General features: G+C 70.6%; 11 protein-coding genes and 3 pseudogenes. 8 read left to right on the forward strand and 6 right to left on the reverse strand.

The window, feature by feature from the left end; genetic code table 11:
* Window positions 1-47 precede the first annotated feature (47 nt).
* Window positions 48-2,066, reverse strand: coding sequence for a serine/threonine-protein kinase (locus AB0I94_RS41215; RefSeq protein ID WP_363314962.1), 2,019 nt, complete (start codon window positions 2,064-2,066; stop codon window positions 48-50).
* Between the two features lie 585 nt (window positions 2,067-2,651).
* On the opposite strand from AB0I94_RS41215, the gene AB0I94_RS41220 reads away from it, so the two are divergent.
* From AB0I94_RS41220 to AB0I94_RS41245, 6 genes and pseudogenes are all read left to right on the forward strand, one after another.
* Window positions 2,652-2,789: a hypothetical protein gene (locus tag AB0I94_RS41220; RefSeq protein WP_363314963.1), complete on the forward strand. Its 138-nt coding sequence runs from the start codon at window positions 2,652-2,654 to the stop codon at window positions 2,787-2,789.
* A 995-nt stretch (window positions 2,790-3,784) separates the two neighbouring features.
* Window positions 3,785-4,051, forward strand: a pseudogene (locus tag AB0I94_RS41225) (transposase); the annotation flags it as partial.
* A 209-nt stretch (window positions 4,052-4,260) separates the two neighbouring features.
* Window positions 4,261-4,398, forward strand: coding sequence for a lasso RiPP family leader peptide-containing protein (locus tag AB0I94_RS41230; RefSeq protein WP_363314964.1), 138 nt, complete (start codon window positions 4,261-4,263; stop codon window positions 4,396-4,398).
* Between the two features lie 35 nt (window positions 4,399-4,433).
* The gene (locus AB0I94_RS41235) at window positions 4,434-6,293 is read left to right on the forward strand and encodes an asparagine synthase-related protein (RefSeq protein ID WP_363314965.1); all 1,860 of its coding nucleotides are present in this window, start codon (window positions 4,434-4,436) and stop codon (window positions 6,291-6,293) included.
* Entirely contained in the window at window positions 6,290-6,553 is a 264-nt protein-coding gene (locus AB0I94_RS41240; RefSeq protein WP_363314966.1) for a lasso peptide biosynthesis PqqD family chaperone, read from the forward strand. The genes AB0I94_RS41235 and AB0I94_RS41240 overlap by 4 nt, the downstream gene beginning before the upstream one ends.
* On the forward strand, window positions 6,550-6,981 hold the full coding sequence (locus tag AB0I94_RS41245; RefSeq protein ID WP_363314967.1) for a lasso peptide biosynthesis B2 protein: 432 nt from the start codon (window positions 6,550-6,552) through the stop codon (window positions 6,979-6,981). Before AB0I94_RS41240 ends, AB0I94_RS41245 begins: the two co-directional genes overlap by 4 nt.
* On the opposite strand, the gene AB0I94_RS41250 is transcribed toward AB0I94_RS41245, so the two are convergent.
* Together AB0I94_RS41250 and AB0I94_RS41255 are read right to left on the reverse strand one after the other, a co-directional pair.
* Entirely contained in the window at window positions 6,969-8,900 is a 1,932-nt protein-coding gene (locus AB0I94_RS41250) for an ABC transporter ATP-binding protein (RefSeq protein ID WP_363314972.1), read from the reverse strand. The two genes, AB0I94_RS41245 and AB0I94_RS41250, sit on opposite strands and share 13 nt — an antisense overlap.
* Window positions 8,901-9,071: 171 nt before the next feature.
* Window positions 9,072-9,281: pseudogene (locus tag AB0I94_RS41255) on the reverse strand (transposase); the annotation flags it as partial.
* 324 nt (window positions 9,282-9,605) lie between these two features.
* Here AB0I94_RS41255 and AB0I94_RS41260 point away from each other — a divergent pair.
* Window positions 9,606-9,986: a transposase gene (locus AB0I94_RS41260; protein WP_363314968.1), complete on the forward strand. Its 381-nt coding sequence runs from the start codon at window positions 9,606-9,608 to the stop codon at window positions 9,984-9,986.
* Between the two features lie 268 nt (window positions 9,987-10,254).
* Here the strand turns inward: AB0I94_RS41260 and AB0I94_RS41265 are convergent, their stop codons facing one another.
* Window positions 10,255-10,434 carry a hypothetical protein gene (locus AB0I94_RS41265; protein WP_363314969.1) on the reverse strand — a complete coding sequence of 60 codons (180 nt, stop codon included), beginning with the start codon at window positions 10,432-10,434 and terminating at the stop codon, window positions 10,255-10,257.
* 103 nt (window positions 10,435-10,537) lie between these two features.
* Window positions 10,538-10,891 carry a hypothetical protein gene (locus AB0I94_RS41270; RefSeq protein WP_363314970.1) on the reverse strand — a complete coding sequence of 118 codons (354 nt, stop codon included), beginning with the start codon at window positions 10,889-10,891 and terminating at the stop codon, window positions 10,538-10,540.
* A 440-nt stretch (window positions 10,892-11,331) separates the two neighbouring features.
* On the opposite strand from AB0I94_RS41270, the gene AB0I94_RS41275 reads away from it, so the two are divergent.
* Complete coding sequence (locus AB0I94_RS41275; protein WP_363314971.1) at window positions 11,332-11,940, forward strand: transposase; 609 nt, start codon at window positions 11,332-11,334, stop codon at window positions 11,938-11,940.
* 159 nt (window positions 11,941-12,099) lie between these two features.
* Here AB0I94_RS41275 and AB0I94_RS41280 read toward each other — a convergent pair.
* Window positions 12,100-12,678 (reverse strand): annotated as a pseudogene (locus AB0I94_RS41280) (zinc-binding dehydrogenase); the annotation flags it as partial.
* Window positions 12,679-12,772 lie beyond the last annotated feature (94 nt).

Below are 12,772 nucleotides of genomic sequence, written 5' to 3' on the forward strand. Positions count from 1 at the left end.
AGATGGGGAATGGGCGATCGCCAGCGGCACATTGGCGGTTCGGCGGATCAGTCGGTTGGCTTGAACAGCGAGCCAGAGCGCGTCCCTGAGTCCCCGTAGAGCGGGCGGAGCATGTGCACGAAGATGCTGTCGATCTCTACGCCGACGTTGTTGAGTTGGAGGTCCAGGAGCGGGCCGCCGTCGGGGCAGCCTTTCTCGGACTTGGCGTCCTCACTGAGTGTCGCTGGGGTGGTGTGCAGCGTGTGTACCCCGTCGTCGTCCGTGAGGGAGAACGGCTCGGTGACGTAGTGGCAGGTCTTGCCTTCCTCCTTGCTGCGGAAGACCACGCCCTGTTCCCCCGGCCCGACGATCGTCACGTCGAGGTCCAACTCGTACTCGGCCCCCGAGTCGAATTGCATGCCGAGGTCACCGCTCCAGGTGCCACGGAAGGGCTCGAGCACCTTGGTGCCCGGATCGCTCAGCCGGTCCTTCGTGACAATCATGGAGGACGCCTCATCCGTCACCAGCTCAAAAGTGTCGTCGAGCGGGTTCTTGAGGGTCATCGCGGGCCGCTCCTCGTCGCACAACTCGTCGGCGGTCTTCGGCTCGACGCGCTCCAGAGTGCCCTTGCCCACCTTGACCGTCGCGCTGCCCGACACGGAGGTGAGGCGGCTGCTGTAGACGCACACGTGGCCACCGAACCGCTGGGAGTACTCGGCGACCTTGTCGCCGCGCCCGCCCTTGGTGACTTTGAGGCGGACGAGATGGGCCGGGACGGACGTGTCGCCCTTGAACGCGCTCTGCCAGGTGCCGGCGAACTTCGCGGGCAGGGTGCTGGTCTTGCTCTTCTCGCCACCGCCACCGCCGCTCTTCGAGGTTCCGGGGTCCCAGGGGCGGATCACAAAGAGCCCGCCCACGAATACGACGAAGGCGGTGGCGGCCGATGCGGCCACGACAATGCGGCGCCGACGCGACCCGGTTGGGGCCGGAGAGTTGTGGGCCGCGCTGGTGGGTGCGTTGTGCAGGGCGGGTGCGGCCGGCGGTGGGGGCGCATGCGTGGCCGCTTGTGTGGGGGCCTGCCAGGCGGGTTGAGGACTCGGATACGTGGGCGTGGCAGCCGGTGCCTCGGCCGGTGCGGGGGGCGGAACCGGAGCAGCCGGGCCGGAGACGGCTGTCGGCTCGTGGGCCTGGTCGGGGGCGTAGTCCAGCAACTGTGCGGAGTGGCGGCCCAGTTGACTGAGCACCCTCTCCGGGAGCCACGGCTCGTCAGGATCCGTGGCGGTGCGAGCCATGACGTCCTGGGCGGTGGGCCGCGCGCCGGGTTCCTTCTGCAGGCACTCCCGTACGAGCCCGAGGACGGGCTCCGGTATGCCGTCGAGGTCTGGTTCTTCTGTCGCCACCCGGAACATCAGCGCGTGCAGGCCGCTGTCCACCGTCCCGAAGGGAGAGCGGCCGGTGGCGGCGTACGCGAGGACGGAACCCAGACAGAAGATGTCGGAGGCCGGAGTGAGCCGCAGCCCTCGCACCTGCTCCGGCGACATGAAGCCGGGCGATCCGATCACTGCGCCGGTCCTGGTCATGGCGCCCTCGGCCAGGGTCTCCAGCGCCCGCGCGATGCCGAAGTCGATGACTCGCGGCCCGTCCACCGTGACCAGGACGTTGCCCGGCTTGAGGTCGCGGTGAATCAGCCCCGCCGCATGGATGTCGGTCAACGCCCGTGCCAGTCCGCCCGCGAGGGAACGTATCGAGGACTCCGGAAGCGGCCCGAAGTCCCGTGCCACCACGTCCTGCAGCGACGGCCCGGCGACGTACTGCGTGGCCACCCACGGCACCTGGGCGTCGGTGTCGGCGTCGAGCACGGCCGCCGTCCAGGCCCCGCCGACCCGCCGTGCGGCCGCGACCTCGTGGGCGAACCGGCGCCGGAATTCGGGGTCCTTCGCGTACTCGGTCTGGACGACCTTCACGGCGACGGTCCGGCCGACATCCGAGCGCCCCAGGTAGACCAGTCCCATGCCGCCCGCGCCGAGGCGGGCGATCAGGCGGTACGGTCCTATATGAGACGGGTCTTCGGTGATCAATGGGTCCACGGCAGGACCGTAGCGGATGGGGCGGGGCCTGTCCGGTGGATCAGGGCCTGGGGCGGTGAGGGCCGAGGAGTATGCGGCAAGCCAGACGCCGATGAGCCGCACCCGGTCGCCGCACAGCTGGGCAGCAGGACCTCCGTTCAGATGAGGTGGGCTTGCCGCGAGTGTTGTCGCCCGCCCGGGAGTTGGACCCGGCCGCGATCCGACGCTGACGGGACCTGGGCGTTCACGGACGTGGACTGGACGGTCGGGCGACTGGCGGTGGCTGGGCCGCAACGACCAGCGTGATGCCGCCTTCTTAGACGGCCTCTACGGCACGGGCCTGCGGCTTTCGTCGTGGACGAACGTGGTGCTGCCGGAGCAACCGCGCATCACGCCGGGCCACAGATACTTCACCTGCTTGCTGGCCGATCAGCGCGCCAAGGGCGGTTACGGCTACACCTACTGGACGCCCAGGACGGTGGCCGCCGCGGTGCACGGCTACCGCGAGGGTGCTCGGCCCGGGCGGTGCGGCGGGCCCAGAAATCTGGGTTCTACGAGGTGTGGACGAGACCGCGAACTCACCGACCATTGCTCATCAAGCCCAGCGTGGCGGAAGTACGGGCCTGGGCCCGCGAACAGGACGTGGACGTACCACCGCGTGGCAGGCTCCTCGGCGAGATTTGGGACGCCTGGTACGCCGTCCACCCGACCACGAGCGGCCAGGACTCTACGCTCAGCACGTAACGCATCGACACACCCGGCCTGCCGAGCCCCGCCAGGGCGGCCTCACCCCGCTTCACAGCACGCCCCGGACTGCGGCCGGATTCGGCCAGGCCGCCTGGCTGAGAAGTGGATCCGCATTCCGCCCCCGAACTGAGCAACTGGTGCGGATGGCTGGACCATACGGGTCTCAAGCATCCGTGGCGCGCTGCCCTCTGTAGGCCGGTGACCGCCGAATATCAAAATCGACGTTCGCGGCCACCACCATTGAACTACCAGCCCGCTCCCGAGCCCCCTTCGAGAGGGCGAACTCACCATGCCCACTGCCGCATGTCACCCAGCAGCGATCCACAGGGTCCGCTACTACCAGTGACCGTCAGTTCCGGGCCGACGCTCCTGTCTGCTCATGATCCGCCGGATCAGGCAGTGCTCAGCACTCGCGGATTCGTGTGCTCTCCCAGGAAGCAGTGCTCACGAACAAGCGCTCCCTGCAACTCAAATGACCCGACACGCTGTGCTTTCAGCTGGAGGAGAGGTGTTCGGAGCCATCAACGACCGGTAGGTTGCGGGGTTTTGGTGGCAGAACCCCAGGGCGTGACCGCGCTCGTGTGCGGCGATCATGCGCCGGGACGAGGTGCCTCCATACGGCTTTCCCGCTCCTAGGCAGGCCTTGTTGAGCATCACGGTGTCAGTGCCGTGCAGGCCCTTCCAGCGCCCCCGAACGCCCTTCCACGGGGGCCGCGTCGTAGCGACATCCGACCATTCCAGATCGGCGATCCGCGAGGCGCCATCCGAAGGAAACCTCACCCAATCGAGGCCCCCTTTGAGACCACACCCGATGGGCGTGAGGGAAAAGAACGCACAGGGCTCCATTCACCGGGGAGGGGAGAGCCTTCGTAGCGACGGTGCCGCCAGGGTCAGCTGGGCGGCACCGTCTGTCCGGGCGGCAGCATGTTCGTCGGGCTATCATCCCGTCGGTGGCTGGACGTCCGGGCCGTCCGTGACGGCGACCCGAATCCGTCCTGGGCGACAAGGCATACGACTCGAAGGCCGTGCGCCGTGAGCTGCGCCGCCGCCGGATCCTGCCGGTGATCTCCCGCAAGGGCGCCTCGAACATCAAGGGTCTGGGCAAACTCCGCTACGTCGTCGAGCAGACCTTCGCCCTGCTCCACCAGTTCAAACGCCTGGCCGTGCGCTGGGAAAAGCGCGTCGAACTCCACGACGCCTTCGTCTCGTTGGCCTGCATCCTCGTCTGCTGGCGGCGGCTCAAGAAGACCGGATCATGATCGCTTTACGAGCTCGAAGGCACGGAGCTCCGCACCGGGCGTGCACGGCGCACATGCCGTCGATCCGGGCCTCTTCTGCAGGCTGGAATCCTCCCGTTCCACTCCATCAGGTGGCAGCCGGCCGCTGCCCGCATGGGTCTGAAATGCCTGGGGCAATTACTGCTCCGGTGCGGTTCCCGCTCCGTCAGCGAAAGCAGAGGAGAACCTTCATGGATGAGTACGAGGTGTACGAACCGCCGGCCATGGTGGAAGTCGGTGACTTCGCCGAGCTGACCCGTGGCGAGGCCCTGGGCGCTTTCTTCGAAGGCGGCTTCCCGCCCTACGAGTGGTACCTCGGCCCCAACTGAGCCCGGGACGGACACCACAAGACAGGTGAAGTGCCATGAGCGGTGACGTATGGTTCACCGTCCTTCCGGACGGTGAATCGGGCGTGGCCGCTGCGCGGCTCCTGCGCCCCTGGGCCACCAAGGCCCTCACCCACCATTCCGGCCGACCGTGGCTGCTCGGCGGTTGGCCGGACGGACGGGTGACGGTGGGAGCCGCGGGGGCGCGGCGAGTCGCGGTGGTTGGGCGCTGCCCGGTCACCGTGGACGAACTGTCCATGCGGGCGGGGCGGTTGCGGGACATCGCGGACGTGGAGCGGATCGCCCACGGCCTGACCGGCAGCTTCCATCTCCTCGCCTCCGTCGACGGTTCGGTCCGCGCCAGGGGGAGCGTGTCCGGAGTGCGGCGGCTTTTCCACGCGCGTGTGGGCGGGGTGACGGTGGCCGCCGACCGTTCGGACCGGCTCGCCGCCGCGATCGGAGCGGCCCCCGACGAACGTCTTCTCGCCGCCCATCTGCTCTCCTCCCCGCTTTCCTACCCGCTGGACGACCTCTGTGTGTGGCAGGGTGTGCAGGCCCTGCCGTCCTGCGACTCGCTGCTGATCGACGCCGAAGGGCGGGCCCGCACACAGCCGTGGTGGACCCCGCCGGAGCCGCGCCTCCCCTGGCGGGAAGGCGTGCCCGCGGTGCGCGCGGCGATGACCGCGGCGGTGGACGCCTGCACGGCCGGCGGGGGCACGGTGAGCGCGGACCTCACGGGAGGCCTTGATTCCACCAGCCTGTGCTTCCTGGCCGCCCGCGAGCAGGAGCCCGCCCGCCCGGCTGGAGCGAAGCTGGTCACGATGCGCTGGCAGAGCATCGACCCGGAGAACGACGACGCCACCTGGGCCGCGCGGGCCACCGCGGCGCTCCCCGACATCGAGCACATCACGCCCGCCCACGACCAATCGCCGCGCTGGTACAGCGGCTTGACGGCTCTCACCGGCGACGCGGTGCCCACCGACGAGCCGGGACCGTGGGTGCGCGACGGCGCCAGGATGGCGGAGCAGTGCCGCCTCATGACCGGCAGGGGATCGCGGCTGCACCTGATGGGCGTCGGCGGTGACGAACTGTTCAGCACGTTCCCGCCGCACCTGCACGACTACGTCCGACGCGACCCCCTGGCGGCGTACTCCCGTATCCGTACCCAACGCGCCTCCCAGCACTGGCCACTGGGGCAACTGCTGCGGCAACTCGCGGACCGCAGGACCTTCGGCCAGTGGCTGACCGCATGGGCGGACGGCCTCACCGCCCCGCAGAAGCCGTCGCCGGCCCTGGCCCGCCTGGCCCCCTCAATGGCGTGGGGCGCGGACCTGCGCATGCCGCCCTGGGCCACCCGGGACGCGGCCGAAGCCGTGCGGAGCCTGCTCCGGGAAGCCGCCGCAACTGCCGAACCCCTCGCCGCCGAGCGCGGCCAGCACACGGCGCTCGCCTGCGTACGGACCGGCGGGCGCGGCCTGCGCCAACTGGACCAGGTGACCTCCCGGCAAGGCCTGGAGCAGGCCGCGCCCTACCTCGACGACCGGGTGATCGAGGCGGCCCTGGCCATCCGCGTGGCCGAGCGCAGCACGCCCGGCCGGTACAAACCGGTGCTCGCGGAAGCGGTGCGCGGCATCGTGCCCGACGACGTCCTGCGCCGGAACACCAAAGGGGAGTACAGCACCGACTTCCACGCCGCCCTGCACCACAGCCGCGCCGGCCTCGTCGAGCTCTTCGACGGCTCGTGGCTCGGCCGCGCCGGACTGATCGACGACGCCGCGATCCGCGCGGCCCTGCTCGCAGTGCACCCCAGCCCGGAAGGGCTGCGCTCCCTCAGCTCCAGCCTGGGCGCCGAGATCTGGATCCCCTCCGTCACAGCCATCACCGAAGGAGCACCGTGAACCTCACCTTGCGACCGGGAGTCTGTACGACGGACACACCGGACGGGATGGTGCTGCTCGACGAAGCCACCGGCCGCTACTGGCAGCTCAACCGCACCGCGGCGCTCGTCCTGCGCACCCTGATCGACGGCGGCGGACCACCGGACACAGCCCGCGCGTTGCGTGCCGCCCACCCCCGGCTCACCGCGGAGCGCGCCGTGGCCGACACGGCCTCGATCACGGACGAACTGCTCGCGGCCCGTCTGGTGGTGCCCGCGTGAGCCAGCCGATGGTGCCCGCGACCCACGACCGCCTGCCCCTGCGTCGCCGTCCCCCCGTCCTACTCGCCACGGCCGCCGCCCGGCTGATCGTCACCCTCAAGCCGCACCGCGTCCGGCGCGTCCTGTCCGCGGTCCGTCGCGGGGCCGCCCCCGCCACCGCGGAACAGGCCCTCGCCGCGCGCCAGGCGGTCGTCTCGGTCAGCGCGCGCTGCGCAGGGGAGGGCTGCCTGCAACGTTCCGTGGCCACCGCGCTGCTGTGCCGGATGCGCGGGCTCTGGCCGGACTGGTGCACAGGGGTGCGCACGGCGCCGTTCCGCGCGCACGCCTGGGTAGAGGTCGACGGGCTCCCGGTGGGCGAGCCGCACCAGGCAGCCGCGTACCACCGCATGATGGTGGTGCCTGGCGTACGGGACGATCAGCGGTCCTGAGCCAGCCGGTACAGCTCCGCGAAGAGCCCCTCGCGCGCCATCAGGGCCCGGAAGTCGCCCTCTTCACGGACCCGGCCCCGGTCGAGTACGACGATGCGGTCCGCGATCCGGGCGTTCTCCAGGCCCTGGGTGACGAAGACGGCGGTCTTGCCCGCGGCGAGCTTCTTGAAGCGGCGGATCACCAGGTACTCGGCTCGGGGGTCCATCGCCGATGTCGGTTCGTCCAGCATGAGCATGGCGGCATTGCGGTAGAAGGCCCGCGCGACGGCGATACGTTGCCACTGCCCGCCGGAGAGATCGGTGCCGCCCCAGTGCGAACCCGCGACCAGGGTGTCCAGGCCGTGCGGGACGTTCGCGATGACACTGTCCGCGCCGGCCGCCCGCGCGGCGTCCAGGAGCAGCGCGTCGTTCTCCGAGCGTGGCTGGCCGAGGTGGATGTTGGCACGCAGGTCCATCGGCCAGCGGGTGTAGTCCTGGGGCACCAGGCCGACCTTCGCCCAAACGCTCTGCGGGTCGGCCTCGGCCAGGTCGATCCCGTCCCAGCTCACCGTCCCGGCGGACGCGACACGGAGCCCGGTGAGCAGAGCGGACAGCGTGGTCTTGCCCGACCCGTTCTCGCCCACCAGCGCGATGAGTTCGCCGCGCCGCAGGGTGAGGCTGACGCCCTCGAGAGCCGGCTGCGCGGCGCCGGGATAGGTGTAACTCACGTTCTCCGCGCGGATCTCGGCGGGCGCGTCGGCCGGGACCGGCAGGCATCCGCGGACGGCCCGCAGCGCCGCGGCCCGCTGCAGGAACGCCTGCCAGTCCTCCAGGTACAGGCTGGTGCGGAACAGCCGGGCGGCGGCCAGGACCAGCGACGTCAGCGCGCCCGTGGACGTACGAACGGCGATCACGGCCGTGGCCGCGAGCGCAAGATCCAGCCGCCCGCTCGCGGCCAGCCAGCCCAGGGCGGCCCAGGTCGCCGCGAGCATGAGGCCGCTGAGCCCGGCGCCAAGCAGGGTGACCCGCAGCACGCGCGGGGCGGCCCGGCGGTGCGTGGCCTTGATCCGGTCGGTGATCTCCTGGTACCAGGTGGTCAGGAACGCGGCCATGGTGGTGGCCCGGACCTCGGCCGCGGTGCGCTGGTGTGTGGCGTAGTGCCGCAGCAGATAGCGCAGATGGCCGTCCGCGATGTTCTGGTGGTCGGCGCGGTGCTGGATGCGCGCGGTGGTGACGGCCGCGGCGCCCTTGGGCACCACGGCGAGCAGGAGCAGCGGCAGCAGTACGGGGTGGAGCAGGGCCAGGACCGAGGCGGCGGCGACGAGTTGGCCGAGCGCGGAGACCAACGACTGGGCGTCGCCGATCAGATTCTCGGTCGCCTCCGCCCCGCGCCCCGCGGCCTGGAGCCGGTCGGCGAACCCCGGACTGTCGTACGCCTCCAACTCCACCCGCGGCGCGGCCGCGAGGATCTGGAGGTCGGCCTCGGCGGCGACCTCGGGCGCGAGACGCGCGGAGGCGTAGACCGAGAGCGCGTCGGCACCGGCGCGCACCCCCGCGGCGGCGGCGACCACGACCAGCGCGGGTGCGGCCGCCGCCACCCGGTCGCCCACCTGACCGCCCTGGAACAACTGGGCCAGCGCGCCCGGGAGAGCGGCCAGCGCGACGGCCGACGCGGCGACGACGGTCAGCTGGCAGCAGGCCAGCAAGAGCATCGCGGGACGGTCGGCGGCCCAGCCGAGCCGAGCGGCGGCGGCGAGTGTGCGGGGCAGCCTGGCGGCCATCTGCCACCAGGTGGCCTCCGCGATGTCCTCGAAACGCGCGTCGTCACGGAGGCCGACCTGCTGCGGGGGGACGGCGGAGGAGGCGGGGTCGGTGGCGTCGGTGGTGTCGGTGGCCGAGGAAGCGGAGGAATCGGCTGTGGGCGGTGTCACCCGCCTCATCCTGGAGCGGCCACCACGGCCGCCGGGGCCGAAGCGCCCGGATTCCCCCGCAAGGTGGGCAAAACCCCGCCCGGCGTTTGAACGGGCTCCGTGCCTTCGAGCTCGTAAAGCGATCACGATCCGGTCTTCTTGAGCCGCCGCCAGCAGATGAGGGGTGCAGGCCAACGAGGCGAAGGCGTCGTGGAGTTCGACGCGCTTTTCCCAGCGCACGGCCAGGCGTTTGAACTGGTGGAGCAGGGCGAAGGTCTGCTCGACGACGTAGCGGAGTTTGCCCAGACCCTTGATGTTCGAGGCGCCCTTGCGGGAGATCACCGGCAGGATCCGGCGGCGGCGCAGCTCACGGCGCACGGCCTTCGAGTCGTATGCCTTGTCGCCCAGGACGGATTCGGGTCGCCGTCACGGACGGCCCGGACGGGGCGCTGGCCCGGTCCGCGGCGAAGGAGGCCGAGTGGGCGGTGAACATCGACTCCACCTCCTGCCGCGCTCATCAGCATGCAGCCGGGGCTCGGCGCCGGCCGCCAGGTGACTTCCCGCAAAAGGGGGCGGGATGCGTGTGGAGGCTGATGGACGCGAGGCCCTGGGACGTTCCCGGGGCGGACTGACCAACAAGGTCCACTTCCTGGCCGATGACCGGGCCCGCCCGTTGGTCTGGCAGACCTCGCCGGGCCAGCGGGGCGACAACCCCATGCTCGTGCCCGTGCTGAAGTGTCTGCAGATCCCCCAGCGCGGGCCGGGACGGCCCCGCGCACCTGCCCGGACCGGCTCCGCGGCGACAAGGCCTACTCCAGCCGCGACACCCGCGCCTACCTACGCAGACGGCACATCAAGGTGACCATCGCCCAACCCGAGGGCCAGAAGGCCAAGCGCAGGCGGCGAGGCCGCAGCGGCGGTCGGCCACCGGCCTTCGACACAGGCCAGTACCGCCGCCGCAGTGCCGCCGAACGGTGCGTCAGCAAGTGGAAACAGTTCCGTGCGGTCGCCAGCCGCTACGACAAGCGCGACTACATCTTCAACGGCACCCTGGCCGTCGCAGCAGTCGTCATCTGGCTCCACGACACCGTTCAAGAGCCATCAGAAACGCCCTAGCTGTGTCGTTCTGACACATTGATGACGCGGCTGGCTGGGCTTTGGCCACCGACTCCGGTGTGGGGTCGGCCCCGTAGGCACGGCCGGTACCGCAGCGATGGCGCCTCCTCCGTTGCGGTACCGGCCGGGCTCGCGCGTCAGCCGCCGCCGTATTTACAGACGCCCGCCGTGTCCGCCCTGTCACGCCAGTCCTGCTTCCACTCCTCCAACAACTCCCCGAGGCCCCTGGTCGGCTGCGCAGCCCCGACCCCTGGTCTCTACACCGGCGTCATCCACAGCGGTCGTACCCGAACTCGCCCCGCGCAAGGGCGAGGACGTCCATGTCATCCGGCTCGCCCACCCCACGCACGTACGCCGGGTGTTCGCCGTGTGCCGCGCCGGAGACCCCAACCCGGTCCTCGACCAGGCCGTCGAAGTGCCGCGGGCAGCGGCCGCCATAGACCGGCAACTGCCACAGACGAACGACCTGCCTATGGCGGTGTAGCAGTTGCTTCGGCGCCCCGGCCCCACGGCACCAGAGCCCTTCGAGCTCGCGCGGCGCCGTTCGTCAGTCAGTCGCCAGTGTTGGTCGCCCAGATCGGCTTGCCCCGGTGGTAAATGACGACGTTGCCGTCGTCCTGGACGGCCAGGTGGGCACCGCTACGCCCGTTGGTGTCCGAGGCCCAGAGGGGCTTGTCATTCTCCGTGTAGACAACGAGATTGCCGTCCTCCTGCATGACGGCGTAGGCGGCCGATTCGCCTGCCGTGTTGGACGCCCACACCGGCTTGGAGACCGATTCCCTGTAGAGGACGAAGTTGCCGTCCTCCTGGAGGCGCAGGATCGCCCGCCCGTTTCCTGACGTCCAGGCCTGGTTGCGACGGATCGTGGCCTCTGGTGTTCCGGGGTGGAAGGTCGCGTCGCTCATGGTGTGCTTTCCCCTCTCGGCTACATGCGGCTGCTGTCCGATCTCCTGGGACGGTAGCGCCCGGAGCGCGGCTCGCAGAGGACGAATAGCGCCAACCGGAAAAGGCCGTCCATTTCAGGCCAGCCGACTCGGAGTTCATGCTTGCCGCTTGCCGCTCGTCGGTGCAGGGGCGGCGAGCGCCGCGGTTACCACACCGGCACAGGCCACGGAGGGAGGACCCCTGGGGCACCCGGTCACGTCGCCGGTGTGGTGCCCGGTGGACGGCGAGGCCGGTTTCCTGCACCAGTTGACGGCCTTCCTCACTGCCGGTCTCGAGGAGGGGCACTCCATCTCCGCGATCGCCCGGCGCCTGCCTGGACCGAAAGGCCGTTCGCCACTTCCGCGACACCGGCCTCGACGAGCTGCTGGCCTCGGCCCGGCGCGGCCGCCGCAAGGGGGTGTTGGAGCCGTACACCGCCTACCTGACCGAGCGGTTCACCGACGGCGTGACCAGCCCGACTGACCTCTTCCGGGAGATCCGCGAGCGTGGCCACCCGGGCAGCGACCTGCCCGTGCGCCACTACGTCGCCGGCCTCAAGACCGGCACCATCGAACCCACTCGCGGTGCCACCCCCATCTCTCGGAAGATCACCACGTGGATCATGCTGCCCCGCAGCACGCTGAAGCCCGCGGAGGACGACCAGCTCCTGGCCGCACAGCTGGCCTGCCCCGACATCGCCCGAGCCTGCGACCTCGCCCGCACCTTCCACGACCTGCTCCAACGCCGCCGCGGGCACCAGCTATTGGCCTGGGTGCGCGAGGTCGAACGCGACGCACCAGGACCCATGCTCTCCTTCGCGCAGAGCCTCTGCCTCGACCTCGACGCCGTCACCGCCGGCCTCACGCTCCCATGGAGCTCGGGCATCGTCGAAGGGAACGTCAACCGCATCAAGACGATCAAGCGAGCCATGTACGGCCGAGCCTCGTTCCGCCTCCTGCGAAATCCTCCTGCGAGCCTGACCTGGGGATTCACGGGATCGCGGACTGAACCACGTAATCCCCCAAGGTAAACGTCACGTAATTCCCCAGTTCCTCGGTTGATGCACGGCGCCCGATCCGAGGCCGGGGCCATCGGCCGGGAACCGCCCTGGCAGACTTCGCCGCATGGGATTGTTCAAGCGAGCTGGCAAGCCGGAGACGGCTGCCCCCGACCCGCGAGAGACGACGGTTTAGGGGACAAGGACGACCTTGCCGAGGTTACGGCGCCGCTCGATGAGCGTGTGGGCTCGGACAGCTTCGCCGAGGGGGATCTCCTCGTGCACGGCGGCGCGCAGGGTGCCGGCGTCGCGCATCTGCCAGAGCTCGCGCAGCCAGCGGTCATAGAGTTCAGGCTTGCCAACAGCGATGGCCCGCATCTGGAAGCCGATCATCGAGGCGCCGCGGACCAGGAGTTCGTACGCTTCCACCGTGCCGCCGCCGGAGCTGAAGGCCACCAGTCGGCCGCCCATCGCCAGGGCCCGTACGGCGGGGCAGAGCAGGTCACCGCCGACGCCGTCGAGAATCACGTCGTACGGAGCACCCCAGTCGACGTCCTCGTACAGGACGACCTCGTCGGCGCCCAGCCCTCGGACAAAGTCAGCCTTGTGGGCGCTGCTGACGGCGGCGACGACGCGTGCTGCCCCTCCGGCCTTGGCGTACTGGAGGGCGAGCGTGCCAACTGCGCTCGCCCCCGCCGTGACCAGGACCGACTCGCCGGACTCCATGCGCGCGGCCTCGTAGGCACCGCGCGCCACCAGCCCGCTGCGGACCCGGGTATCACGCGCTGGCCACGGGCCGCCCCGGGCGGAACCTCGACGCCTATATGTGCGGGCCGGAGTTGGTCGCGCCCTTGTTCGCCCATGG

It is taken from the genome of Streptomyces sp. NPDC050147 (assembly GCF_040660195.1).
GTDB lineage: Bacteria > Actinomycetota > Actinomycetes > Streptomycetales > Streptomycetaceae > Streptomyces.